Raw genomic sequence first — 24919 nt, forward strand, 5'->3', positions numbered from 1 at the left:
GGGAGTATGCACGGAGCATGGCAGAACGTCAAGCGTTAAGCACGAACGGCCGCCCGAGGGCGGCCGTTCGCGTCGTGCGTCAGGCGGTGGCTAGAGGCCGGTGAAGCGAGGCTTGGCCTGCTTCCTCTGCGCCTTCGGCAGCACGATCGTGATGCGCTGGGTGGTCGTGACCTTCGCGCCGCTGCCCAGCGTCGTATTGATCGTCAGCGTCGCGCGGACGCGGCGGATGCCCTGTTTGCGCGCTTTGCGAACGAACCCCGGGTCGAGGCGGAGCTTGAGCTTCTTGACCTTGCCGCCGGCGATGTGGACGCGAGCGAAGCGGGCCACGGTCGCGGTCCCGGCCGCCGCCGCGCGGGCGGCGGTCCCCGTCGTCACGGTGACGGTGCCGTCGACCGAGCACGCCTGGGCGTCGGGGCAGCGCACGGGGACGCTCAGTTCGCCGTGCGAGGTCGTGGAGAGGGACGTCGAGCGCCCGGGCGCGAAGACCGCGCCGGTCGGGGGCGCCGGCGGCGTGGGTGCCGGCGTGCCGACGCCGGTCAGCGCGACGGCATGCTCGGCCACGCTGTCCGAGAACGTCAGCGTCGCGGTGCGCGAACCGGGCGCCGACGGCTTGAACGCCACGTCGACCGTGCAGGTCGCGCCGGCCGCGACGGCCGTGCCGGAGCAGGTGTCGGCGGCCACGGAGAAGTCGCCGTCACTCACCCTGGCGGCGGCCACGCGCACCGCGAGGGTCCCGGTGCTGGTCAGGGTGACCCGCGTGCTCCCCGTGCTCCCGACCGTGACGCTGCCCGCGTCGGCCGTGGCCGGAACCGACACGCCGGTCTGCTTGAGCGTGAACGCGGCCTCGCCCTGGGACCCGGTGTAGAAGGTGCCGCCGCTGTACACCGCCTTGACGGTGTGGTCGGCGCCGGTGGCCGGCGCGGTCGTGGTGCAGGTCGCCTCGCCCGTCGTGGCGTTGACCGCGCGCGTGGCGCAGTCGGCGATCGCCGTGCCGTCGACGCTGAAGGCGACCGTGCCCTTGTTGGCCTGCGCCAGCGCGGAGATGTAGCCCGTGCTCGGCGGCGGCGTGACCGTGGCGGTATAGGTGATCCCCGCGCCCGGCTCGAGCGAGCCCGCGACCGCCGCGGTCGTGGCCGTGACCGCCTTGACGTTGACGTGCGTCGGGCCGGAGGTGCTGCTCTCGAACGGCGAGTCGCCCGAGTAGGTCGCCGTGATCGTGCGGTTGCCCGGGTTGCCGGTCACGGCCGCGGAGCAGGAGGCCTCGCCGGCGGTCACCGGCACCGACTGGCAGGCCGCGATCGGCGTGCCGCCGTCGCTGAGCGAGACCGTCCCGCCGATCACCGAGCGGTCGCTGCCGGTGGCGCGGTCGACGTGCACGTTGTAGGTCGTCTGCCCGCCGAGGACCGGGGAGCTCGGCGCGTCGACGGCGACCGTCGTCGACACCGGAACGATGAGCTGCGCGTTGTAGAGCAGGGTGAAACCGGGAACGCTGTCGTCGAAGGTCACCGTGGGCGAGGCGCCGACGGCCCCTTCCCAGTACGAGTTCGTTGCGCCCGCCGGCATCGCGGCCTTCACGCTTCCGTTGTCCCACTCGAGCGCGAGCTGGTCGCCCTGGAGGACGTCGAGGCTCGTGGTGAACGTGTTGACGCCGGCGACGCCGGACATCGGCTGCGAGGCGGCGATCACCTGGTAGCTCGGGGCGACCGACTCGCGCAGCACGAGCAGGCGGAGGTGGCAACTGCCGGGGCAGGAGTTCATCCGCGCCTTGAACGAAGTGAGGCGGCCGTCGAACGGCACGGAGTAGCTGGTGCTCCCGTCCGACGTGAGGTTGAGCCAGGTCATCCCCACGAGGACCGTGCCGGGGGCATTGACCGTCAGATCGGGCGGGCCGACGTTCGTCGGGGGGATGCCCGCGGACGCGGTCGACGTCATGCACAGCATTGCCATCGCGGCCGCCAGCACGGCGCCGAACTTCCTCATCGGACCACTCCTCGGGATCGGGGTTGCCCTCGATTCGTCGGAGCGGTCCGCGAGAACTTGAGCGTTTCAGCGCCTTCCGCGGCTCACCTTCACGCCGATGCGGGTGCCGGGCTTGCGGACCGTGCCCGCCTTCGTCGCGAGGCCGATCACGCGCCCCCGCTTCACGCCCGAGCGACGCTTGACCACCCGCGCGTCGCAGTTCGCGTTGCGCAGCTTGCGCTTTACGGAGCTCAGCGTGGCGCCGCGCTTGACCGCGGGGACCGTGCAGCGGATTCCCGGCTGCGGCTGCTTGAGCGTCTCGACGACCGTCACGTCGGTCGTGGCGCTGGTGGCCTGGCCCGCCGCGTCGGTCGCCGTGACCGTGATCCTGCTATTGCCGAGCGGCAGGTCGAACGTGGTGCTGAAGCTGCCGTCCTCCGCGAGACGGGTGGCTCTGCCGTTGACGGCGAGGCCGGCGACGCCGAGATTGTCCGAAGCGTGGCCGAACACGGTCACCGACGGCGTGGTGAGGATCGTCCCGTTCTTCGGCCCGTCGATGGTGACCGTGGGCGCCGCTCGACGATCGGCGATCGTGACGTCGCCGGTCGTGAACGTGCGCGTGGTGGTCGTCGGGTTGCGCACCTCGAGCGTGTCCTCGAGCAGGTCGGCGTCGGCGAAGCCGAACTCGCCGGGCGCGGGGTCGTAGGTGATCGAGCCGGCGTTCGCGAGGATCGTGCCGGGGCCGGTGACCGCGACGCGCTGGCCCGGCTTGTACGGCAGGAACGCAGGGGAGCCGGGGAAGCGCCACAGCGTCTTGGTGGCGCCGTGCAGGTGGGTGATCCGGATGCGGTGTGGGCGGCCGTCGCTGCTCACCCACTGGTCGCGCACGTCGGCGACCGCATGGTGCTCGGTGAACGCGATCGTGCGCACGAGTCGCACGCCGGTGTCGGTGACCCCGAGGCACTTGTCCTGGCAGGTGACGATCTTCTCGGTCTCGGTGACCGTCACGTCGTTCGTGTGCGGGTCGAGCCGGACCTTCGCCTCGACGCCCTCATAGCCGACCGGCGCCAGCGGGCGACCGTCCTGGTCGATCAGCGGGACGTCGGCCGCGGTGTAGGAGATCGCTCCGTCGACGGCGATCGCCTTGATCGCCGAGGCGGCGTACCAGACGTCGTTCTTGATCGCCTTCGCGCCGGCGCCGTGCACGGTCGCCGGGCCGGTCTCGACCGAGTAGTCGAGCACGGCGACCTGCTTGCCGCCGCTCACCGGGACGAGTCGGTACTCCGGTCCGAAGCGGGTGATCCCGACGCGTGGGCCGGTGAACGCGGCGACATCCTTCGGGCGGAGCTTGATCGGGAACGCGCGGAGCGTGCACTCGCGCGTGCCGAACGCCGTGATCGGGATCGTGGTGGCGAAGCGGCCGTCCTTGTCGACCGCCACGTTGCGCTTGAGCTCGGTCTCGTCGCAGAGCAGGTCGACGGCGTCGCCGGGCGCGCCGTCGGTGCTGCCGCCGACGTCGACGTTCTCGACCTCCTTGTTGGACGGCGTGTAGACGCGGTAGAGCGGGTCGGCGGGCGTGAGCACGCTGCTGCGCGTGATCGCCGCGCTCGCGCTCGCGGGTGCGATCGCCGCCGCGACGGCGATCGCGGTCAGGACTCTGGGGAGCAATGGGTCTCCTAGGTACGTGCGGCGTGGGGTCGCCGCATGGGGGTGGGAACGAGCGTGAGCGCGACGACCGCCGCGCCGAGGGCCCAGAGCGTGCTGACGAGGTAGACGTCGTCGGCCGCCGCGAGCGTCGTGGGCGCGCCGATGGCGAACAGGACCGCCGTGCCGAAGACGCCGCCGAACTGCCGCGCGGCGCTGGACACCGCGCTCGCCTGGCCGAAACGCTCGGTGGGGACGTGCGCCAGCGCCGCGGCCGCCAGCGCCGGGAACGCCATGCCGAGGCCGGCGCCGTTGAGCGCCATCGCGGGCAGCCAAGTGGTCAGGAAGTCGGGGGTGTCGCCGGCTGTTCTGACGATCGCCATGCCCGCGACATAGAGCAGGCAGCCGGGGACGATCACCGCCCGGTGCCCGTGGCGGTCGGCGATCCTGCCGGCGGGGATCGCGGCGATCGTGGTCGCGATCGCGCCGGGGACGACCGCCAAGCCGGCCTTCAGCAGGCCGTAGTGCCAGACGCCCGTGAGGAAGAGGACGTTGGCCAGGATGGTCGAGAAGAACGCCATCCCGAGCAGGAAGATGCCGAGGGTCGCCTTCGCGAAGCCCTCGGTCTTGAGGAGCTCCGGGTCGACCAGCGGGCGCGGGTGGGTGAGGCAGCGGCGGGCGGCGGCGAGCAGCGTGAGCGCGGCGACGGCGAGGCCGACGAGCACGTTGGAACTCGTCCACCCCCACGCCTCGCCTTCGAGGATCGCCAGCGCGAGCGCGCCGAGGCCGGTGATCATGAGCGCCGCGCCGAGGAGGTCGGGCAGGCCTTGCGCGTTCGGGTCCCTGCTCTCCTCGAGCGCGGCGTGGCCGAGCGCGATGACGGCCGCGCCGAGCGGGACGTTGACCGCGAACACCCAGCGCCAGTCGAGCTCGACGAGCAGGCCGCCGAGTGGTGGGCCGGACGCGGCGGCGAGCGCGGCCGAGGCGCCCCACAGCGCGACCGCACTCGCCCGCCGGGCCAGGGGAAACTCGGGCAGGATCAGCGCCAGGGACACGGCCATGGTCACCGCCGCTCCCGCGCCTTGAAGGGCTCGCGCGGCGACCAGCACCTGCCAGCCGGGCGCGGCGGCGCACACGACCGAGGCGACGACGAACAGCGCCACGCCCGCGAGGAAGACCCGCTTGCGGCCGAACCGATCCGCGATCCCACCCGCCGGGAGCAGGAGCGCGGCGATGACGATGAAGTACGCGTCGAGCACCCACGAGAGCCGGCGCGGGGTCGCGTCGGGGAACGACGCCGCGATCCCGGGGAACGCGGTGTTGACGATCGTCGTGTCCAGGAACGCGAGGAACCCTCCCGCGCACGCGGCCACGATCGCGGCTGTGCGCCGGCTCATGCCGCCGGCCGGTCGGACATACCGCGCGCGGCGAGGCGAGCGCCGTCGGGTGCGGCGGGCGCGTCGCCGCGCGCCGGCGTGGCGGGCCGGCCGGGAGCGTCGCCGCGCGGCGGGGCGGCGCAGGCGGCGAGGGCGCGGCGGGCGCGTTCGGCCATCGGCCGCGCGCCCGCCGCGTCGGCGACGGCGGCGGCCGCCGCCAGTGCTTCCCTCGCCTCCGCGCGGTGTCCCAGCCGCAGGTGGGCGATGCCGAGCTCGATCCGGGCGCTCGCGTGCAACAGCGTCGCGGGTGTCGGGGTCGCCAGGACGGCCTCGGCGAGCGCGGCGCGCGCCTCGAGGTCCGGCTCGGCGACGCAGCGGGCGTGCAGGGCGCGGGCGAGCGCCGTCGGCGCGCCGAACGCCCGCGCGAGGGCGATCTCATCGTCGGCCACCGCGGCCGCGTCCTCCAGGTGTCCCGCGTGCGCGAGCGAGAGCGCGAGCGTCGTCCGCCACCCGGCGGCGGCCGGGTTCGTCCGGCCCTGCGCGATGCAGCGCCAGCCCTCCTCACGCGCGGCGGTCACGGCGGCGTCGAAGTCGCCCTCGGCGAGCAGCAGCCCCGCCGGCGCCTCGCGCGTGAGCAGGGCCTCGCGCGCCTCGCCGCACGCGCCCCGGCCGATCAGCGCCGCGACGAGCACGTCGAGCCCGTCCGCGCCCGCGCGGCGGGCTTCGCGCTCCGCGTCGGCGCGACGACCGACGCGGAGCGCCAACTCGGCCGCGAGCAGTGAGACGGCCGGGTCGCCGGTCCCGAGGCGCGCGATCGACGCGTTCGCCTCGGACACGCGGTCGGTGAGGATCAGCGTGTGGAGGGCTTCGAGCGAGTGGGGGTTCTGGAGCAGGGCACTCCGCGCGAGGGCGGCGCAGACGTCGGCGCTCAGCGTGCCCGTCTGGAGGCCGTGCCAGGCGGTGGCGGCCTCGTCGCGTGTGCCGCGACGCTCGAGCCGGATCCGCTCGCCGCCGAAGATCGACGCGACGTCCGGGGTCGCGTCACCGGCATGGGGGCGCGTGGCGAGCACCACGAGCAACGGAAGATCGCTCGCGCGGCGGGCGAGCTGGGCGAGCACCTTCAGCGACGCGCGGTCCGCCCACTGGGCGTCGTCGACCAACAGGGCGATCGGCGCGTGGCGGGCGATCGAGGCGCAGTGCCAGGAGAGCGCGAGCCCGGTCTCGGCGATCGAGCGCTCCGGGGAGAGGGGCTCGTCGAACAGCGCGCGGATCGCGGTGTAGGGGACATGGCGCTCGCTCGCGACATGCGAGGCGCGGCGGGTGATCCAGCCGGCGGCGCGGGCGCGGCGCTCGAGGTTGTCGAGCAATGCGGACTTGCCGGACCCGGGCGGCCCGGCGATGACGCCCGTCGCGCCGGTCCGATCGGCGATGGCGGCCAGGAGACGTGCTGGGGAGGTGGACACCGAGTGACCGTACGGCCGCTCACGTCTCCGCGAAATTCCCCGGATCCCCAATCTTTAGAGCCAGCTGCGCGCGAGATCGCACGCCGAGCTTCGCGTACGCGCTGGAGAGATGCGCCTCGACCGTGTGCACGGTGACGAACAGCGCGTGCGCGATCTCCTTGTTCGTGTGTCCGCGCGCCGCGAGCTCCGCGACCTGCGCCTCGGTCTCTGTCAGCTCGCCCTCGGCCCGCGGCTTGCGCCCGCCGACCCGCGCGAGCTCGCCGCGCGCAAGGTCCGCCCAGCCGGGGGAGCCGAGGGCGTCGAAGCGCTCCGCGGCCGCTTGCAGCGCGTCGCGCGCGACCTTCCAACGTCGCCGCCGCCGCTGCGTGCGGCCGTGGGCGAGCAGGCAGCGGGCGGCGTCGAAGCGAAGCCCGAGCCGCTCATAGCCGTCGGCGATCTCCGCGAGATCGCCCCCGTCGATCAGGGCCGCGCAGCGCCGGGCGGTGAGCTCGGCCCACGGGTGACCTTTGAGCCGGCGCGTCAGCGCGCGCGCCTCGTCGAGCTCGCCCAGCTCGACGAGCGCCTCGACGAGGTCCGGGGCGACCGGGAACGCGCCCGGGTCGTCGACGCCCTCGCGCTCGCAGTACGCCCACACCGTCCGCAGCCGCTCCGCCGCGCCTTCAAGGTCGCCGGCGAGCAGCGCCGCGGCGCCGAGCGCGCGGGAGGACTCGAGCACCTGCCAGCGGTAGTCCCGCGCCTCGGATTCGGCGAGCGCGGGCTCACCCCACACGCGTGCGCCCTCCGGATCGCCCCGCCCGGCGGCGAGCAGCGCGCGACAGCGCTTGTAGGTCGGCGTGATGAGGAGCTGGCCGTCGTCGGTGTCCGCCCACTCGTCGAGCAGGCGGGCCGCGGCGTCCCACTCGCCGGCGCGCAGCTCGAGCTCGGTCAGGTTCAACCGCAGCCACGCGTAGGAGACCTCCTCACCCCGCTCGACCGCGAGCGCGAGGAAGCGGCTCGTCTCGGCGCGCGCCATCTCGATCTCGCCGCGCCACGAGCGCTGGAGCGCGGCGAGCGGCTCGGGCGCGTCGACGAGCTGCTCGCCCGGCCGCGCGTGCTCGCGGAACAGCGCGCAGACGTCGTCGAGGTCGCGCCCGCGCAGTGCCCGCGCCCAGCCGAGCGCCTTGATCGCGTCGAGCTCGGGGAGCGCTTCGAGCGCCCACGCCTCGGCGTCGCGGATCCGCTCGACCCCCTCGGCCGCCGTCGACAACGCGCGAAACGCGAGCACCCGCTTGCGCAACGCCGGGTCGTCGCCGGCCTCGGTGAGCGCCCGGTCCACCCGCGCGGCGTTCTCCTCGCGCGTGTGAATGCCGGAGTCCGCGAGCAGCAGCCACGCCCGGACCCGCAACGGCCCGGCCGGCAGCGCCTCGACCTCCGGCAGCAGCAGCTCGGCCAGCCGCTGCCGCTCCCCGAGGACCTCGAGGTAGGACGCGAGGGCGACGAGCCGCTCGGCCCGCGCGTCGCCGCGCGGCAGGTGGGCGACCACGGCGCCGACCGGCGAGGGCGTGGCGCGCGGGGCGCCGGCCGGCGACGAGACGGCGGCGTTCGCGCGCGGGAGCAGGTCGGCTGGGGCGGGCGGCGTCAGACGCAGGGCCTGCTCGGCGAGCGCGACGGCCTCGGGGCGGGCGCCTCGGGCGGCCGCGCGGGCGGCGGCGGTCGACAGGCGCGAGGCGAGCTCTGCGTCCGGGTGCGGCGTGGCGAGCGCGAAGTGGAGCGCGCGCTGCTCAGGTTCGCGAACCGCGTGGGCGAGCGCGGCGTGCAGGTCGCGGCGCTCCTGCGGCAGCGCTGCGGTGCGTGCCGCCGCGGCGAGGAGTGGGTGCGACGCGCGCACGCGGTCGCCGTCGACCTCGAGGACGCCCGCGGCGAGGGCGGCGTCGACGGTCGCGCCGGTCGCGATCGTCACGAGCTCGTCGAGGTGCAGGTCGGCGCTGAGGGCCACGGCGAGCAGCAGGCGCCGCTGCTCAGGGCCGAGGGCGGCGACGCGGGTGCCGAGGAGGTCTTCGACCGCGGCCGGGACCGGCAGCTCGGCGCCGCTCGCCGGCAGCGCGCGGGCCACCTCCAGCGCGAAGAGCGGATTGCCGAGGGTGGCGTCGGCGATCCGGCGGGCGAGGTCGGGCGGCATCCCGCCCAACAGCAACCGGATCGCGCTGGGGCTCAGCGGGCCGACCGCGAGGCGTTCCAGCGACCGGCGCTCGAGCGCGCGCTCGACGGCCGATTGCGGGCCCGGGCGGCGGGCGCACAGGAAGCCGACCGCTTCGGCGTCGAGCCGCCGGGCGGCGAAGGCGAGCGCGTCGGCCGATGCGGCGTCAAGCCACTGGAGGTCGTCGATCGCGACGAGCACGGGGGCGCACGCGGCGAGCGCGTTGCGCAGGCCGAGGCCGATCGCGTGCGGCTGCGGCGGCTCCTCCTCGACCGGGGAGCGGCGCAGCAGCGCGACCTCGAGCGCGTCGCGCTGCGGCTCCGGCAGGCCGTCCAACTCGATCTCGGAGCACAGGTCGATCAGCCCAGCGAAGGAGAGCTGGGCCTCGGCGCCGCTGGGACGGGCGATCAGGACCCGCAGGCCCGACGCACGGGCGGCCTCGATCCCCGCCTCCCACAGAGTCGTCTTGCCGATGCCCGGCTCGCCGGCCAGCACGAGCGCACGGCGGGTGAACCGGGTCCTGACCCGCTCCAGCTCCGTCTCGCGTCCGACGATCTCACGCATCGCTCACGTGCATTAGACGGCAGGACGCGCCCGTCGTGTCAGAGAATCTCGGCGGCGGGTCAGCCGGTGAAGCGCGGCCCGCGCACGGCGGGGAACACGAGCGTGACCCGACGCCGGGTCGCGACGCGCTCGCCGCCGGCCAGCCTCGTGTCGACCGTCAGCGTCACGCCGATCCGCCGCACTCCGCGCCTGCCCGCCTGGCGCACGAAAGCCGGATCGAGCCGCAGCTTGACCCGCTTGACCTTCCCGGCGCCGATCGTGGTCCGCGAGAACCGGGCGATCGTCGCGCTCGTGGCCCGCGCGGCGCGGGCGGCCGGCGCCGCACCCGCGCCGGCCAGGGTGCCCGCGACCGCGCACGGCTGCGCGGGCGGGCAGCGGAGCGGAATCGTCACCGACCCACCGGCGACGGACAGGGTCGTCGAGTGCCCGGGCGCGAACCCGGCTCCCACGGGGCGCGCCGTCCCGGTGCCGGTCAGGGTGACCGCGTGGGGCGCGCCGGGCGCGTCGTCGGCGAACGTCAACGTGGCCGTCTGCGCACCCGCCGCGACCGGCTTGAACGCGACGTCGACGACGCAGGTCGCTCCGGGCGCGACCGCCGCGCCGGAGCAGCGGTCGGCCGCGATGGCGAAGGCGCCGCCGCCGATCGTGACGGACGTGACCCGCAGGGCCACGCTGCCGGCGCTGGTCAGCGTCACCCGGACGGTCCCGGACCCACCGACCGCGACGCGGCCGGCGGTGGCCGTCGCCGGCAGCGCGGCGCCGGGCGTCTTGAGGGCGAAGCGGCCCTCGCCGGCGGACCCGAGATGGTGCGCCCCGCCGGAGTAGGTCGCGCCGACGACGTGGGCGGCACCGGACACCGGGGCCGTGGTGGCGCAGGTCGCGACCCCGTCGTCGACCGGACGCGCCGCGCAGGCGGCGACCGCCGCACCGTCGACGCTGAAGGCGACCGTGCCGGGATCGCGCGCGGATCGCGCGCCCGCGTCGGACGTGATCCGCCCGCCGAGCGCGGGCGTGACGACGGCGCGATAGACGATCGCTCCGCGCGGATCGAACGGTCCGTCGCCGGCCGCGGCCGCCGTCGTCGTCGTCGCGTCCTTGACCACGGTGGACGCCAAGGCGGTCGAGGGATCGAGGCCGCCGTCCCCGGAGTAGTCCGCCGAGAGCGAGTGGCCGCCCAGGCTCGTGCCGACCGTGGCCGTGCAGGTCGCCTCGCCCTGAGTCACCGGGACCGACTGGCACGCCGCGACCGGCACGCCGTCGTCGCTGAGGGAGACCGTCCCGCCGATCACCGACCGGTCGCTTCCCGTCGCGCGGTCGACCCGGAACCGATAGGTGATCGGGTCGCCCGCGGTCGCCGACGCCGGGGCCTCGAGAGCCAGTGTCGTGGCTACCGGAACCACGAGCTGCGCGTTGAACATCAGCGAGACGCCGCCGAACCCGTACGGGAGCGTGACGCTGGACGCCCCTCCACCGGTCGCGACGTCGAGGTCGTATTCGACCTGCGACCAGTTGCTGTCCGCGTCCACGACGCCGTCGTCGAGCTCGAGTCCGAGTACGTCACCGGCCTGCAGGCCGAGGCTGGTGACGACGGTGTTGAGCCCGGCGCTCACCACCGCGGGCGGCGACGCCGCGATCACGTCGTACGCGTGCGGGGTCGTCGGGCGCAGCGCCAGCAGACGGGCGTGGCAGGTGCTGGGGCACGACGCCATCCGGAGCTTGAACGAGATGATCCTGCCGGCGAATGGCATGCCCCCGCTCGTGCCGTCCTCGTTCTTCACGCGGGCAAAGATCGCGGGCCCCGTGGCCAGGGTGTTGGTCGCGGTCGTGAGGTCGGCCGTGCCCACGGTCGTCGACGGCAGACCGGCGAACGCCGGCGCGGTGACGATGCCCAGCGTTGTCAGCACGGCCGCGAACGCGGCGCCGAACGTCCTCATCAGACCGCTCCTCGGGTTGGGGTCGTACCGGTTCGTCGGACCAGGACACGCGAACTTGAGCCAGAATCTCCTGGTCGTGATCGGCGTTCTCCGCGAAGGCCCGCTCCACCGCGAGCTCAAAGCGCTGCTCGCGGCGCCGGGCGACGCGTTCGAGGTCAAGGTCGACGGCTACGTGATCGACCTCGTCCGCTCCGACGGCGAGCTGGTGGAGGTCCAGACCGGGGGCTTCTCGCCGCTGCGGGCGAAGCTCGACGCGCTGCTGGACGCCCACCGCATGCGGATCGTCCACCCGATCCCGGCCCTGCGACGGATCGTGCGCGTCGACGAGGACGGCCTCGTCCTCTCGGAGCGCCCCTCGCCGAAGAAGCCGACCGCGGCGATGATCTTCGAGGGCCTGGTCTCCTTCCCCACGCTGCTCTCGCACCCGAACCTGACGATCGAGATCCTGCTGTGCCGCGAGGACCACGTCCGCAAGCCGGAGCCGGTGCGCGGGCGGCGCTACCTGCGCGACCCTGGCGAGCGCCGGCTCACGGAGGTCCTGCAGCGCATCGAGCTCAAGACGCCCAAGGACGCCGCGGCGCTGATCCCGGAGCTCGACGAGCCGTTCACGACGAAGGAGCTCGCGAAGGCGATGCGGGTCCCGCTCCCGCTCGCCCAAAAGGCCGCCCACTGCCTGCGCGCGCTCGGCGTCCTGGAGCCGGCGGGCATGCGCGGCCGCGCGCCGCTGCACACCAAGCGCTACTGAGCGGGCGGCGGGCCAGGCGCCGGCGCCGACCCGCCGGGGACCGGCGCCGTGGGCCGTGCGCCCGTGGTCTCCTCCGCCCACTCCTTCTGCGCACGCTCGGCCGCGTCGCGCGTCTCCCACGGATACGTGAAGTACTCGCCGAGGTCGACGAGACCGAAGCCCTTCGGCCCGAGGTACTCCTTGATCTCGCTGTTGGACAGGACCCGCGGGTCCTTCAGGCTCGCCATCCACGCCCGCCACAGGTCCCGCTCGATCTCGCGCGGCTCGCGCACCGCCTTGCGCATGATCGCCAGCGCCATGGCGTCGATCTGTTGCTCGACCGCGATCGCCTCGGCCGCGGCGGTCGCGGACGCGTCCTCGGCCTCGAGTCCCGCCGCCTTCTCCTCGACCTCCTCGACGGTGAATCGCGCCTTCCCACCGCCGGACAGCCGCAACGCCTCCTTGGCGAGCTCCTGCGACGCCATCGCCATCGCGCCCTGCGACCTCGCCGACTTGCCGAACTGCGGCAGCATGTCGAGCATCCGGTCGAGGTGGCCGAAGGCCTCGGCGAACTTGTCGGGCGGCCCGGCACCCGCCGCGGTCTCGCTCGGCTTGTCCCCGCCGACGCCGACGTTGGTGCCGTCCTTGGCCCAGTCGGCGCCCTTGCCGCCGATCTGCTCGAGCTTCTCGCCTGCGCCGGCTCCGGCAGCGCCCATCACGCGCGAGCCGGCCTCGGCGAGCTGCTTGTCGCGCACGATCGCCTTGCCGGCCGCCAGACCCAGCTTCTCGAGCGTCGCGTTGGTCGACCACCATAGCTTCGCCGCCAGCTTCTCCGCCCCCGCCAGTGCGATCGCCTCGGGCGCGATCGCGCCCAGCGCGGCCGCGACCAGGATGCCCTGCACCGAGTCCTCGAGGTCCTTGTCGTCCTTGTAGGACTTGTCCGCGCGGGTGAGCACCGAGAGGAACTGGGTGTGGGCGACGCGATAGTTGGTGTTCTGCGCCTTCAGGTGGTCCTTGGACTGCCGCAGGCTCTGGATGCAGCTGTCGGAGGCCGCCCCGATCCGGTCCGAGCGCCCCTGGGCGCGCTGCGCGATCTGGCCGAGGGTGCCCTCGATCGCCGTGAGCTTCGCGCGGTCGGGTGCCGGAGCGGCCTCACGCGCCAGCATCCGGGCGACCGCGGCGTTGCCCGCGGTCTGCTGCAGGCTCAGCGCGACCGGTGGGCTGATTCTCGGCCGCTCCTGGAGGCGGATGTGTTCGTGCACACGAACAACGACCCGCCTACCGCGAGCCCGATTCCCGCCCCGGGACCCCCGCCGTTCCCTACACCCAGTCCTGCGTCAACTTCAGCCAGAACGCCAGCCCGGCGTACTCGCGGTAGCGCCGGAACGCCTTCTGGATGCCGACGTCGGTGATCCGAGACCGCCCCGTCAGACGCCGGTACGTCGGCCGCGTCCACGAGTCGAGGATCAGTTGCCGGTAGCGCCCGAGCAGCATCATCATGTGCGCGCACGCGTACGGGCCGACGCCCGGCAACGCCAGCAGCTGCTCGGTCACCTCGGCATCGGACAGCTCCGGGTCGGCGAGCGCCTCGAGATCGAGCCGCCCTTCGGCCGCGTCGGCGGCGATCGACCGCAGGTACGGCCCGCGGTACCCCGTCTTCGCCGCGCCCACGTAGAAGTCGTCGCCCGCGACCGCCATCGCCGCCGGGGTCGGGAACGCCCCGCCGACCCCCAGCTCCCGCACCAGCGCCGTGACCATCCGCACGGTCGCCGACCAGGTGCAGTTGGTCGTGCAGATCGTCTTGACCAGGTCCTCGAACACGGTCGGGCTGCGCAGCATCCGCCCGGCGCCGAGCGCCACCCACGCGAGGTCGGGATCGGCCGCGGCGACGACATAGAACGCGCTCATGTCCTCGTCCAGGCGCAGCATGTGCCGGACGATCGCCGCGAGCTCGCCCACGGGCGCGCCGTCCGCCACCTCGAGGCGCGCCGCGCCCGGCCCGTCGGGCACGACCCGCACGTCCCACACCCGCCCGCCGGCGGACAGCACGGTCTCCAGCGACGACCCGTCGTCGGCGACCACGTTCGGCGGCAGGTGCGCGACCCCGTGCGACAGCACGGTCCGGACGAAGTCGACCGGCTCCCCGCCGCCGCCCTGGAGGACTATCCGTTCGTTCACGCGCACATCATGCCGACCGCCTTTACACTTCAAAATCGTGAAGTGGTGGATCGGTTTCGCGGTGGGCTTCCTCCTCGTCTTCGGCGGCTTTCTCGCGGTGCGCGCGAACGAGACCGAGGTGTACTTCGGGCCGAGCGGGACCACCGTCAGCGTCGACTCGAACCGGTGGGGCCCGTGGCTGCGCAACCGCCGGTGGGCGCCTGTGAAGCACGGCACCGCCGCGATCCTCGTGCATTGCGGCAAGGACGCGATCTGCCGCGGCTCGGTCCTGATCGAGGTGAAGCGGACGGGCCGCGTGCTCGGTGCCGGCAACTACGACATGCGGCCCGGGACGGACGGCCGCATCCGCGTCCGCGTGGGCCAGCTGACGAAACCCACGAAGGTCCGCCTGACCATGCGCGAGGACAACGGCGCGATCGGCTGGCCGGAAGTGACGCTGAAAACAACGCGTTAACAACTTGCGCCGTGTGCCAGACTCGCCGCGGTCATGGCGGTTGTTACCCACCTGTTACCCGAGGGCGCGGACCTCAACGATGCGCGCACGCTGATCAAGGAGCACGTCGAGGTGACGTCCGGGCGCATCCGCGCCGGGACGAGCACGTTCTATGACACGTTCGACGGGCGCCTGCACGCGGCGGGGGTGACGCTGCACCACATCGGCGGGCGGTTGACGCTGACCGATCGCGAGACCGGTGAGACGCTGGCGACCAGCCCCGCGCCCGCGCGCGCCGAGCACCGCCTGTTCGACCACGACCTCGCGGACGGCCTCAACTCCCGGCTCGCGGACGTGATCGAGATGCGCGCGCTGACGCCGGTGGCCAAGGTCCGCACCCGCGAGATCACGCTCGGCGTCCTCAACGCCGACCAGAAGACCGTCGTCCGGCTCAACGTCGCCACCCACGAAGGGCTTCGCGGGCGGGTGCGCGCGACCGCGGTGCGCGGCTACGACAAGGACCTCGAGCAGGTCGACGCGCTCCTAAGGGACGGACTGAGCCTCCCCGAAGCCACCGTCCCGCTCGTCGACGAGGCCGTCGCCGCCACCGGCAAGCCGGCGGACGGCACGAGCGCCAAGCTGAACCTGCACCTCGACCCCGAGGAGCCCGCGAGCGAGGCGGCGGCCACCGTCTTCGCCCGGTTGCTCGAGGTGATCGACGAGAACTTCCCCGGCACGCTGGAGGACGTCGACTCGGAGTTCCTGCACGACCTGCGCGTCGCCGTGCGCCGCACACGCTCGCTCCAGCGGCAGTTCAAGGCGATCTACCCCGAGCGGCTCCAGCACCACCGCGAGGAGTTCAAGCGCATCCAGGCGATCACGTCGGATCTGCGCGACCTCGACGTGTACCTGCTGGACTTCCCCGCGCTGAAGGCGTCGCTGCCGGCCCAGATGCAGCCGGATCTGGACCCGCTGAAGACGCTGCTTGAGACCAAGCGGGCCAAAGCGCTGACGCAGACACGACGCGCGCTGAAGGCCGAGCGCACGCAAGCCGCCCTGAAGGAGTGGGGCGAGTTCACCCACGCCACCTATGCCTCCAAGCAGACCGTCAAGGCCCTCGCGTCGCACCGCATCACCTCCGTCTACAAGCAGATGGTCAAGATGGGCACGGCGATCGACGACGAATCGCCCGCCGAGGATCTGCACGAGCTGCGCAAGGTGGGCAAGGAGCTGCGCTACCTGCTCGAGTTCTTCGCCAGCCTCTACCCGGTCGAGGTCGGCAAGCCGTTCGTGAAGTCACTCAAGGGCCTGCAGGACCAGCTCGGCCGCTTCCAGGACCACGAGGTGCAGGCCAACAAGCTGCGCGAGCTCGCGCCGGAGGTCTCGAACCCGATGACCCTGATGGCGATGGGCGTGCTGGTGGACCGCTTCATCAAGGACGAAGCCCTGGCGCGCCTGGAGTTCGCCGACCGCTTCGCGGTCTTCGCCTCGGACGAGCAGCGCGCGATCGTCAAGGAGCACTTCGCCAAATGAGGACCCCGACCAGCGGCACGACACACCAAGCGCAGGTTTCGGGGATTCCGGGGGTGGCGCGGTGAGCCACCGCGTCCTGGCGACCTACAACATCAAGGGCGGCGTCGGCAAGACGTCCGCGGCGGTCAACCTCGCGACGCTCGCCGCCCACGGCGGCGCGACGACGCTCCTGTGGGACCTCGACCCGCAGGGCGCGAGCACGTTCCTGTTCCGCGTGCGCCCGAAGATCAAGGGCGGCGGCGACAAGCTCGTGAGCGGCAAGTCAGACGTCGACGCGCTGATCAAGGGCACCGACACCGAGGGTCTGGACCTGCTGCCGGCGGACTTCTCCTACCGCCACATGGACCTCGCGCTCGGCGACGCCAAGCGCCCCGAGCGCCGGCTCGCCCGCGTGCTCGAGCCGCTGGCCGACGAGTACGAGTACACCTTCCTGGACTGCCCGCCGAGCATCTCGCTCGTGAGCGAGTCGGTCTTCGACGCCGCCGACGCGCTGCTCGTGCCGATCATCCCGGCGACGCTGTCCAGCCGCACGCTCGAGCAGCTCCAGAGCATCCTGGACCGCAAGGGCCCGCAGGTCCTCGGGTTCTTCTCGATGGCCGACCGGCGCAAGAAGCTGCACCGCGAGCTGATGGACGAGCTGTCGACCCAGCACGACGTCCTCGACACGATCATCCCGACCAGCGCCGAGGTCGAGCGGATGGGCTCGCACCGCGCGGCGATCGTGGACTTCGCGCCCAAGTCACGCGCGGCGCGCGCGTACGCGGACCTCTGGGAAGAGGTCCGCGCGCGAATTGGATGAGGCGGGGCAGCGACACCGCCCCACCCCGATCATCCGACCTCAGTTACGTGGCGTCGCGGAGGCGCTGGGCCTCTGGGAGCGACTCCAGCTTCTTCAGCGTGTGGTTTTCGATCTGCCGGATGCGCTCGCGCGTGACGTTGAACGCCCGCCCGACCTCTTCCAGCGTGTAGGGACGCGCGCCGGTCAGGCCGAAGCGCATCTCGATGACTTCGCGCTCACGCTGCGGAAGCGCGTCCAGCGCCCGCCGCACGTTCTCCTTGCGCAGGTTCTCCGACGCCACCTCGAAGGGTGACTCGGCCGCCTCGTCCTCGACGAAGTCGCCCAGCTCGGATTCCTCTTCCTCGCCGATCGGCTTCTCGAGGGAGACCGGCTGCTGGGCCATGCGCAGGATGTCGCGTACCTCGCGCACCGAGCACTCCAGCTCGGTCGCGATCTCCTCGGGCAACGGCTCACGGCCGAGCTGCTGCACGAGCTGACGCTCCACGTGGACAACCTTGTTCAGCTTCTCGACCATGTGTACCGGGATCCGGATCGTCCGGCCCTTGTCCGCGATCGCGCGGGTGACGGCCTGGCGAATCCACCACGTGGCATAGGTCGAGAACTTGTACCCGCGGCGATAGTCGAACTTCTCGACCGCGCGGATGAGGCCCAGCGAGCCCTCCTGGATCAGGTCCAGGAACGACAGGCCGCGGCCCAGGTAGCCCTTCGCGATCGAGACGACGAGGCGCAGGTTGGCCTCCACCATCTCCTGCTTGGCGACGAGGTCGCCACGCTCGATGCGACGGGCCAGCTCGACCTCACGGTCGGCCGTGAGCAGCTGTACCTTGCCGATCGAGCGCAGGTAGAGCCGCAGCGAGTCAAGGCTGGGCTCGACCGTCAGATCGATCTCGGGCTTGCGCGCGTCCGGAGTGTCCTTCTCCGAGCGTGCCTGAGGCTCCGAAGCCGTCACGGGCTTGCCATCGGCCGTGACGATCTCGATCCCTTGGTCGAGCAGATACGTGTGCAGCTCCGTGATCTGCTCCTTGGTGACCTCCACCTCTTCCAATGAGGCAGCGATCTGCTCGACGGTCAGGATCCCCCGTTCCTGGCCCTCGGCGATGAGCGGTCGAAGTTCGTCGATCTCCGTGATCGCGGCTTCATCCGCCAGCAAAGCATCCGTCTTGGTCGCCAACCGCTCAATCCTTCGGGACGTAACTCAGGCGTTGCCCCGCCCCCGGGGCCGCCCCTTCCGTGCCTATCCGTCTGTTCGCGACATCTGCCGCCGGCGCAACTTTGTGGTTTGCCCTGAGGTGCTTCAGGGAACTTCTTGTGCGCCGTCCCGGCTTTGTAGCACGGGATACGTGGTCTGTCCTTGGCGAAACCTTGGTCCATTCGTCCATTTCGCCGTGCCCGACTACGCTGGGTGTCATGACTCTGTCTTTGGAGGACGTCCAGAGCCGGGTTCCGACGCTCTCCCTGAGCCTCTCGCGCGTGGGTGTGACCAACGTCGAGAAGGTCATCCGGATTCAGGCAAACGGCGCGGAGCAGCTGTTCTCAGCCCGGCTGGACTGCTTCGTCGATCTCGGCCCGCACCAGAAGGGCGCGCACATGAGCCGCTTCGAGGAAGTGGTGAACGACGCGATCGGCGAAGTCGTGCTCGGCGAGAGCGCGTTCCGCGCGGAAACACTGGCGCAGCACATCGCCGAGAAGGTGCGCGATCGCCAGGGAGCGCGCCGCGCCGAGGTGCACATCGAGGCGCGGTACCCGGAGCACAAGCCGGCGCCGGTCAGCGGCATCGAGACCCAGGAGATCTACTCGCTGCTCGGCGCGGCGGTGGCCTCGGAAGCGGGAACGCGCCGGCTGATCGGCGTCCGCGTCCAGGGCCTGACCGCCTGCCCCTGCGCGCAGACCATCATCCAGGCGAACTCGCACGAGCGTCTACGCGCCGAGGGCTTCACCGACGACGAGATCGAGCGGATCTTCGACGCGGTCCCCGTCGCGACGCACAACCAGCGCGGCCTGGCCACGCTGCACATCGGCTGCCCGGAGACCTGCGACACCGACATCGACGCCGAGTGGCTGGTGCAGATCGCCGAGGACTCCATGTCCTCGGAGATCTACGAGCTGATGAAGCGCTCCGACGAGGCCGCCGTGGTCGAGAAGGCGCACCGGCGCCCGCGGTTCGTCGAGGACTGCGTGCGCGAGATGGTGCGCGGCGTCACCGAGCGGCTCGACTTCCTCACCGACCAGCACTTCGTCTCCGCCCGCCAGGAGAACCTGGAGACCATCCACCAGCACAACGTGCAGGCCGAGCGCTTCGGGCTGCTGGGCGAGATCCGCGCCGAGATCGCCACCGGGGAGCAGTCCCCGAGCCACCTGTCGCTGCGTGAGTGGCTCGACGGCGCGAACTAGGTCCGGATCCACCGATCCCCGCGGCGCCTCACCGCCGTATGCACCGCCCCTGGCCGACCGTCCGGAACCCGAAGGGCTCGTCCTGAGGGTGCCCGGCCGGTCGACCATGGACGGGGCCTACGACGCCGAGGCATCCACGGCTCATCGGTGGATCCGAACCGAACTCGTCGGCACCGACCTGTCGCTGGAGACGGCGACATGGCGAACGGACGACCCGTGGGCGCCGCCGCGCCCCGGGTTCGTCGGCCGCCTGCATCTCGGCCACGAGACCGACGTGGTCGACCCGGTGCCGGTGACCTTCGTGGTCGACGGCGTCGCGGTCGAGCCGCGGGTGCTCTCGCACACCTGGTCGCCTGACCTCACCGAAACGGTCTACGGCCTCACGGACTCGCTGCGCGTCGCCGAGCGCAAGGGCGTGCGCGGCGCGGTGCTGTGCGCGGACTGGCACTTCCTCGGCGAGGGACGCGTGGAAGTCCGACCATCCGTTCCAAGACATATACGCGCGCGCGTTACGACGGTCAGCGTCTACGCGGACCTGCGTGTCGACATCCCGGTGCGCTCGACGCCGATCGCCCCGGTCAAGGCGCCCGGGACGGTGCGGTTCCGCGTCGTGCTGGGCGACGGCGAGCCGATCGGCGACCTCGACGCCCGCCCGTTCGAGGCGTGGCTGGCCCGTCACGCGCCGCGGCTGCACACGGGCTCGAAGGAGCTGGCCGAGGTCTATCGCTACCGCTGGTTCGTCGTCTATCGCAACCTGCGCCGGCCGTTCCTGTGGTTCAAGGACCACCCGATGCCGGGCGAGCTGTTCTTCGAGGGACCGGTCTCGAACTGGTTCACCGCGCCGATCGGGCTGTCATTTCCGCTGCAGCTACGGGAGGCGCGGTGGATGCGCTCGCCGCGCGGCGTCCAGGACACGTTGAACGCGTGGACGGCGAACGCCGGCGCGCTGCGCTCCTACGCGGCCGACCCGCTCACCCCCGCGATCGAGTTCGCCGAGCACCACCCGCTGCAGCTGGGCGCGGCGCGCGACGCCGCGCTCGAGTACGTCCTCGGCACCGGCCGCAGCGCGCGTCTGGCCGGCGGGAACATGCACTCGTTCCCGACCACGATCGGCTCGTGGGTGAACGGGACCGAGTACGCGCCGGACTTCTTCGCCGAGGCCGGCTGGGACCACACTCGCTCGGAGATGTTCATCGAGCCGCCCGCGCTCCCCCGTGCGGGCGCACCCGACAGCCCGCAGGCGGACCGGCTGACGCGGGTCTCGCGCGTGGACACCAACGTCTGGCACTGGGCGATGGTCAAGGCGCTCGGCGGCCCGGACCTGCGCACCGAGTTGGCGCGCACGCATCTGCACAACGGCTACTTCCGCAGCGTCGGCGAGCACGGGCCGATCAAGAGCGTCCTCAACTTCGAGGCCGCGCTGCCGTTCCTGTACGCCGACTTTGGGCCGCAGGAGCGAAGCGCCCTGGCACGGGCGATCGACGCCTGGAGCGCGCCCAAGGGCCTGTACTCGACCGCTCCCGACTGCCCGGAGTTCTCGCCCGACAACGCGTTCCGCGGCTACTCCTACCCGTGCTGCTGGAACGGCCCGGTCTGGAACTACGCGACCTCGTGGGTGCTGCACGCGCTCGGGGCGGTGGCGGAGCGCACATCCGAGCCGGCGTTGCGCGAGCGCTTCGCGCGCGTGTGGACGCAGTGGACCGCATCGCACCTCGCGCTCGGAGAACCGCTGGTCGTCGAGCATTTCCACCCTCGAACCGGCCGCCCGTACCGGCTGATCCCCGACTACTTCCACTCCGCCTGGCTGGACACGTTCTTCCGCCATGTCGTGCTGAAGCCGCTGGTCGACGCCGGTCCGCTGCTCGTGGAGGGCGTCCCCTACAAGGAGACCGAGGTCAACTTCGAGCGTGGCGTGCCTGGCGCGCGCGGATGAGGTTGCGGAAGCCGAAGAAGTAGTCCGCGCCGCTGATCACGGTGATGATGACCGTGGCCCAGACGAGCGCGTCGACCCACGGCGGCGAGTCCTCGACCAGGATCAGGACGAGCACCATCGCCACCTGGAAGACCGTCTTGAGCTTGCCCCAGGCGTTCGCGGGGATCACCTCGCCGTGCTCCATCGCCAGCTGGCGCAGGCCGGTGACCGCGAACTCGCGGGCGATGATCACCATCGCCACCCACGCGGAGAGCCGGTCCAGGCTCACGAGGCTCACGAGCGCCGCCGTGACCAGCAGCTTGTCGGCCAGCGGGTCCATCAGCTTGCCGAACGTCGACACGCTCTTCTGGCGCCGCGCGATCCACCCGTCGAGGGCGTCCGTCGCCGACGCCACCACGAAGATCGCGGCGGCCAGCTTGTCCCCGCCGCCGCCCTCCTGCACGAGCGCCGCCACCAGGACGGGGACGAGCAGGATGCGCAGGAGCGTCAGGACGTTCGGCAGGTTGAGCTCGAACACCCAAGGAAGAATCTAGCTAGCCTCGTAAGCCTCCGCCTTGGAAGATCTCTTACGCATCCTCGCGTTGCTGGCCCTGATCGGGGGCAACGCGTTCTTCGTCATCGGGGAGTACTCGATCGTCACCGCCCGCCGGGGTGCGCTGCGCGCACGGGGCGGGAAGGGCGCGCAGTCCGCGCTGCGGCTGATGGAGGACCCGGTGCGGGTGATCTCCACGGTGCAGGTCGGGATCACGGGAATCGGCATCCTCACGGGTGCGGTGGGCGAGCCGGTCGTCCGCGATCTGCTCGGCGACTGGCTGCCCCACTGGGCGTCCTTCATCATCGCGTTCGCGGTCGTGACGTACCTGAGCGTGGTCTTCGGCGAGCTCGTGCCGAAGGCGCTGACGCTGGACCGCGCCGAGACGCTGGCGGCGATCGTCAGCCGCCCGGTCGAGCTGCTGGCGAAGGTGCTGCGCCCCGTGGTGTGGGTCCTGCAGGGCTCGGCGGGCGTCCTGTTGCGGCCGTTCGGCGTCACCGAGGTGATGGCCGGCGAGTCCGTGCGCACCCCTGAGGAGCTGCGCGACCTCGTCGACGAGGCCGAAGGCTCCGGCGTGATCCCGCGCGCCCAGGAGGAGCTCCTGCACAACGTCTTCGACTTCGCCACGCGCGAGGTGCGCGACGTGATGGTCCCGTCGCCGGATGTCGTCTGGCTGGAGGCGTCTTTGACGGGCCGCGAGGCCCACGCGGTCGTGGTCGAGCACTCGCACTCGCGCTACCCGGTCGGCAAGGAGTCGCTCGACCACCTGGGCGGGATCGTGCACGTCCGCGACCTGATCGCCGAGCCCGAGCGGCCCGTCGGGGAGCTGGCGCACGAGGCGATGGTCGTCCCCACGACCAAGGACCTCGGCGCGCTGTTGCGTGAGCTGCGCGAGGCGCGCCAGGTGATGGCGATCGTCGTCGACGAGTACGGCGGTGCCGCGGGCATCGTGACGCTCCACGACGTGCTGGAGGAGCTGGTCGGCGAGATCGAGAGCGAGTACGACCTGCCCAACAACGAGCTCAACTGGGTCGCCGAGGGTTCGGTCGAGGTTTCCGGATCGATGACCATCGACGACTTCAATGAGGCCGTCGGAACCGCGTTGCCCCAGCGCGGGCCGCGGACGCTGGCGGGCCTCGCGTTCGACGCGCTCGGCCGCCGCCCGGAGCCCGGCGACGTGGCCGAGATCGACGGCGTGAAGCTGAAGATCGAGGCCGTCGAGGACCTCCGGATCACCAAGCTTCGCATCGACCTTTCACCCGCTCTTTAGTCCAGGTTCAGGGGTGTCGAGAAGGGTGTGAACCATGACGCGAGTCGTGGTCATCGACCCTCAGCCGGCGGTTCGCGCCGGTCTCGCCATGCTGTTGCGCGCCGAGCCGGGCCTGGTCCCGGTGGGTGCCGCCGTTGGTGCCCATGACGGCCTCGAGCTGGTGTCGCGTCAGCGCCCGGACGTCGTCCTCCTCGATCCCCAGCTGAACGACGGCGACGGCCTCGGGACGTGCCGCCGCCTGCGTGCGCTCGACCCCGCCCCCAGGGTCGTGCTCTACAGCTCGGGCGCAGACCCGACCCTTTCCGTCACCGCGCGCGTCGCCGGCGCCGACGGACTGGTCGACAAGGCCGCGCCGGCGGAGGAGCTCTTCGAGGCGATCCGCCTGGTCGCGCGCGGCGCCAGCGCCCTTCCGCCGCTGGACCGCAAGCAGCTCGACGCGGCCGCCCATCAGGTCGAGCCCGAGGACCTCGCGCTCCTGGCCATGCTGATGGACCGCACGGAGCCCGCCGAGGTGGCGGCGACGCTGCGGCTCGACAAGCGCAAGCTGTCGCGCCGGATCGAGAAGCTGCTCGGGCGGCTGCGCAAGCGCCCGCCGCGCTCTCTCGCGACCTGAAGTCGTAGAGTGGGGCAGCAATGCCTCTTGTCCCCATGGTCATCGAGCGCACCGCCCGTGGCGAGCGCGAATTCGACATCTTCTCGCGGCTGCTGAACGAGCGGATCATCTTCCTCGGCTCCGCCGTCGACGATCAGGTCGCGAACCTGGTCGTCGCGCAGCTGCTGCACCTCGAGTCACAGGATCCCGACAAGGACATCTCGATCTACATCAACTCGCCTGGCGGGTCGATCTACGCGGGCCTGGCGATCTACGACACGATGAACTTCATCAAGCCCGACGTGGCGACGATGTGCGTCGGGATCGCGATGTCGATGGGCTCGCTGCTGCTGGCGGGCGGCGCGAAGGGCAAGCGCTTCGCGCTGCCGAACTCGCGCATCCTCATCCACCAGCCGTCGGCCGGCTTCGAGGGCCAGTCGACGGACATCGAGATCCACGCCAACGAGATCATCAAGACGCGCAAGCGCATCGACCAGATCTACGCCAAGCACACGGGTCAGACCGAGGAGCAGGTCCACCGCGACATGGAGCGCGACCGGTTCTTCAAGGCCGACGAGGCCGCCACGTACGGCCTGATCGACCGGGTGATCTCAACGCACTGAGTGCTCGAGGGCCCCAAGGCCCTCGACCTCCACTCGCACGCTGTCGCCCGGCTGCAGGTACTTCGGCGGCTTGAAGGCCTCGCCGACGCCGGACGGGGTCCCCGTCAGGATGATCGCGCCGGGCTCGAGGGTGCAGGCCTCGGTGATGAAGTCGACGAGCTCCTGCGGCTTGAAGATCAGGTCGCTCGTCCTCCCGTCCTGGCGGGGTTCGCCGTTGACGTGGGTGGTGAGCCTGAGGTCGGCGGGATCGATCTCGTCCGCCGTGGTGATCCACGGGCCCCACGGGCAGGACGTGTCGAAGCCCTTGGCGCGCGACCACTGGGCCTCGGAGCGCTGGAGGTCGCGGGCGGAGACGTCGTTGGCGACGGCGTAGCCGGCGATCGCGTTGTCCGGGCCCATCACGACGACGAGCTCGACCTCGTAGTCGAGCGCCTGGCTCGCCTTCGGGGTCTTGACCGGGCCGGACGGGCGCGTGCTCGAGAGCGGCAGCTTGAGGAAGACCAGCGGCTTGGTCGGGCGCTCGGAGCCGAGCTCGGCGATGTGGGCGGCGTAGTTGCGGCCGATGCAGAAGATCGCGGGCGGGCGCGGGACCGGCTCCAGGAGCTGGACGTCGGTCAGGGCGTGGACCTGGCCGTCGGCGGGGGTGCGATCGCCGGATCGCAGGCGCTCGAGAACGGTGCCGGTGGCGAAGGCGACGATCTCGTCGCCGCGCACTTCTCCGGCCTGTGCGGCGGTTTCTCCGGGGGCGATGAATGTCGCGAGCTTCATGGGGCTGCGACCCTATCGAGACTCGAC

General features: G+C 72.1%; 20 protein-coding genes. 9 read left to right on the forward strand and 11 right to left on the reverse strand.

Annotated features, from left to right (window positions below; all coding sequences use genetic code 11):
• Positions 1-90: 90 nt before the first annotated feature.
• From G569_RS0102695 to G569_RS0102725, 6 genes are all read right to left on the reverse strand, one after another.
• On the reverse strand, positions 91-1980 hold the full coding sequence (locus G569_RS0102695; RefSeq protein WP_084284068.1) for an Ig-like domain repeat protein: 1890 nt from the start codon (positions 1978-1980) through the stop codon (positions 91-93).
• Between the two features lie 66 nt (positions 1981-2046).
• Positions 2047-3627 (reverse strand): hypothetical protein, encoded by a 1581-nt coding sequence (locus tag G569_RS0102705; RefSeq protein WP_028062272.1) that lies wholly within the window; start codon positions 3625-3627, stop codon positions 2047-2049.
• A gap of 8 nt (positions 3628-3635) precedes the next feature.
• On the reverse strand, positions 3636-5000 hold the full coding sequence (locus tag G569_RS0102710; protein WP_028062273.1) for a DHA2 family efflux MFS transporter permease subunit: 1365 nt from the start codon (positions 4998-5000) through the stop codon (positions 3636-3638).
• Positions 4997-6442 carry an ATP-binding protein gene (locus tag G569_RS0102715; RefSeq protein WP_028062274.1) on the reverse strand — a complete coding sequence of 482 codons (1446 nt, stop codon included), beginning with the start codon at positions 6440-6442 and terminating at the stop codon, positions 4997-4999. Before G569_RS0102715 ends, G569_RS0102710 begins: the two co-directional genes overlap by 4 nt.
• Before the next feature lie 19 nt (positions 6443-6461).
• Complete coding sequence (locus G569_RS0102720; RefSeq protein ID WP_028062275.1) at positions 6462-9182, reverse strand: AAA family ATPase; 2721 nt, start codon at positions 9180-9182, stop codon at positions 6462-6464.
• 59 nt (positions 9183-9241) lie between these two features.
• Positions 9242-11116, reverse strand: coding sequence for an Ig-like domain repeat protein (locus tag G569_RS0102725; RefSeq protein WP_028062276.1), 1875 nt, complete (start codon positions 11114-11116; stop codon positions 9242-9244).
• 55 nt (positions 11117-11171) lie between these two features.
• On the opposite strand from G569_RS0102725, the gene G569_RS0102730 reads away from it, so the two are divergent.
• Positions 11172-11861, forward strand: a complete 690-nt coding sequence (locus tag G569_RS0102730) for a DUF8091 domain-containing protein (RefSeq protein ID WP_053225739.1) — start codon at positions 11172-11174, stop codon at positions 11859-11861.
• On the opposite strand, the gene G569_RS0102735 is transcribed toward G569_RS0102730, so the two are convergent.
• Together G569_RS0102735 and G569_RS45035 are read right to left on the reverse strand one after the other, a co-directional pair.
• The gene (locus tag G569_RS0102735) at positions 11855-13102 is read right to left on the reverse strand and encodes a hypothetical protein (RefSeq protein WP_028062278.1); all 1248 of its coding nucleotides are present in this window, start codon (positions 13100-13102) and stop codon (positions 11855-11857) included. The two genes, G569_RS0102730 and G569_RS0102735, sit on opposite strands and share 7 nt — an antisense overlap.
• Before the next feature lie 58 nt (positions 13103-13160).
• The gene (locus G569_RS45035; RefSeq protein WP_157591775.1) at positions 13161-14018 is read right to left on the reverse strand and encodes a DNA-3-methyladenine glycosylase family protein; all 858 of its coding nucleotides are present in this window, start codon (positions 14016-14018) and stop codon (positions 13161-13163) included.
• Between the two features lie 37 nt (positions 14019-14055).
• On the opposite strand from G569_RS45035, the gene G569_RS0102745 reads away from it, so the two are divergent.
• The 3 genes from G569_RS0102745 (at position 14056) to G569_RS0102755 (ending at position 16783) form a co-directional block, all read left to right on the forward strand.
• Positions 14056-14472 (forward strand): hypothetical protein, encoded by a 417-nt coding sequence (locus G569_RS0102745; RefSeq protein ID WP_028062279.1) that lies wholly within the window; start codon positions 14056-14058, stop codon positions 14470-14472.
• Between the two features lie 33 nt (positions 14473-14505).
• On the forward strand, positions 14506-15984 hold the full coding sequence (locus G569_RS0102750) for a CYTH and CHAD domain-containing protein (protein WP_028062280.1): 1479 nt from the start codon (positions 14506-14508) through the stop codon (positions 15982-15984).
• Between the two features lie 61 nt (positions 15985-16045).
• On the forward strand, positions 16046-16783 hold the full coding sequence (locus G569_RS0102755) for a ParA family protein (RefSeq protein ID WP_028062281.1): 738 nt from the start codon (positions 16046-16048) through the stop codon (positions 16781-16783).
• Positions 16784-16826: 43 nt separating this feature from the next.
• Here G569_RS0102755 and G569_RS0102760 read toward each other — a convergent pair whose 3' ends face one another.
• Complete coding sequence (locus G569_RS0102760) at positions 16827-17954, reverse strand: sigma-70 family RNA polymerase sigma factor (protein WP_064750239.1); 1128 nt, start codon at positions 17952-17954, stop codon at positions 16827-16829.
• A 236-nt stretch (positions 17955-18190) separates the two neighbouring features.
• Here G569_RS0102760 and mptA point away from each other — a divergent pair, with 236 nt between their 5' ends.
• Positions 18191-19174: a GTP cyclohydrolase MptA gene (mptA, locus tag G569_RS0102765; protein ID WP_028062283.1), complete on the forward strand. Its 984-nt coding sequence runs from the start codon at positions 18191-18193 to the stop codon at positions 19172-19174.
• A 106-nt stretch (positions 19175-19280) separates the two neighbouring features.
• Complete coding sequence (locus G569_RS0102770) at positions 19281-21107, forward strand: MGH1-like glycoside hydrolase domain-containing protein (RefSeq protein WP_028062284.1); 1827 nt, start codon at positions 19281-19283, stop codon at positions 21105-21107.
• On the opposite strand, the gene pgsA is transcribed toward G569_RS0102770, so the two are convergent.
• The gene (pgsA, locus tag G569_RS0102775) at positions 21070-21624 is read right to left on the reverse strand and encodes a CDP-diacylglycerol--glycerol-3-phosphate 3-phosphatidyltransferase (protein ID WP_028062285.1); all 555 of its coding nucleotides are present in this window, start codon (positions 21622-21624) and stop codon (positions 21070-21072) included. The two genes, G569_RS0102770 and pgsA, sit on opposite strands and share 38 nt — an antisense overlap.
• A gap of 37 nt (positions 21625-21661) precedes the next feature.
• Between pgsA and G569_RS45040 the strand changes: the two genes are divergently transcribed.
• Genes G569_RS45040 through clpP form a run of 3 tightly spaced genes read left to right on the forward strand, consistent with a single transcriptional unit; the run spans position 21662 to position 24124 of the window.
• Positions 21662-22909, forward strand: coding sequence for a hemolysin family protein (locus G569_RS45040; protein WP_084284072.1), 1248 nt, complete (start codon positions 21662-21664; stop codon positions 22907-22909).
• Positions 22910-22943: 34 nt separating this feature from the next.
• On the forward strand, positions 22944-23522 hold the full coding sequence (locus tag G569_RS45045; protein ID WP_084284073.1) for a response regulator: 579 nt from the start codon (positions 22944-22946) through the stop codon (positions 23520-23522).
• Positions 23523-23542: 20 nt separating this feature from the next.
• Entirely contained in the window at positions 23543-24124 is a 582-nt protein-coding gene (gene clpP / locus G569_RS0102790) for an ATP-dependent Clp endopeptidase proteolytic subunit ClpP (protein ID WP_028062286.1), read from the forward strand.
• Here the strand turns inward: clpP and G569_RS0102795 are convergent.
• Positions 24113-24892, reverse strand: a complete 780-nt coding sequence (locus tag G569_RS0102795) for a fumarylacetoacetate hydrolase family protein (RefSeq protein WP_028062287.1) — start codon at positions 24890-24892, stop codon at positions 24113-24115. The two genes, clpP and G569_RS0102795, sit on opposite strands and share 12 nt — an antisense overlap.
• Positions 24893-24919: the final 27 nt, after the last annotated feature.

The organism is Solirubrobacter soli DSM 22325 (assembly GCF_000423665.1).
GTDB lineage: Bacteria > Actinomycetota > Thermoleophilia > Solirubrobacterales > Solirubrobacteraceae > Solirubrobacter > Solirubrobacter soli.

Excerpts from the sequence above, each read along its gene's own strand:
- G569_RS0102695 (WP_084284068.1), bottom strand. The coding sequence starts at position 1,980 with ATGAGGAAGTTCGGCGCCGTGCTGGCGGCCGCGATGGCAATGCTGTGC.
- G569_RS0102710 (WP_028062273.1), bottom strand. The coding sequence starts at position 5,000 with ATGAGCCGGCGCACAGCCGCGATCGTGGCCGCGTGCGCGGGAGGGTTC.
- G569_RS0102720 (WP_028062275.1), bottom strand. The coding sequence starts at position 9,182 with ATGCGTGAGATCGTCGGACGCGAGACGGAGCTGGAGCGGGTCAGGACC.
- G569_RS0102725 (WP_028062276.1), bottom strand. The coding sequence starts at position 11,116 with ATGAGGACGTTCGGCGCCGCGTTCGCGGCCGTGCTGACAACGCTGGGC.
- G569_RS0102750 (WP_028062280.1), top strand. The coding sequence starts at position 14,506 with ATGGCGGTTGTTACCCACCTGTTACCCGAGGGCGCGGACCTCAACGAT.
- mptA (WP_028062283.1), top strand. The coding sequence starts at position 18,191 with ATGACTCTGTCTTTGGAGGACGTCCAGAGCCGGGTTCCGACGCTCTCC.
- G569_RS0102770 (WP_028062284.1), top strand. The coding sequence starts at position 19,281 with ATGGACGGGGCCTACGACGCCGAGGCATCCACGGCTCATCGGTGGATC.
- G569_RS45045 (WP_084284073.1), top strand. The coding sequence starts at position 22,944 with ATGACGCGAGTCGTGGTCATCGACCCTCAGCCGGCGGTTCGCGCCGGT.
- clpP (WP_028062286.1), top strand. The coding sequence starts at position 23,543 with ATGCCTCTTGTCCCCATGGTCATCGAGCGCACCGCCCGTGGCGAGCGC.
- G569_RS0102795 (WP_028062287.1), bottom strand. The coding sequence starts at position 24,892 with ATGAAGCTCGCGACATTCATCGCCCCCGGAGAAACCGCCGCACAGGCC.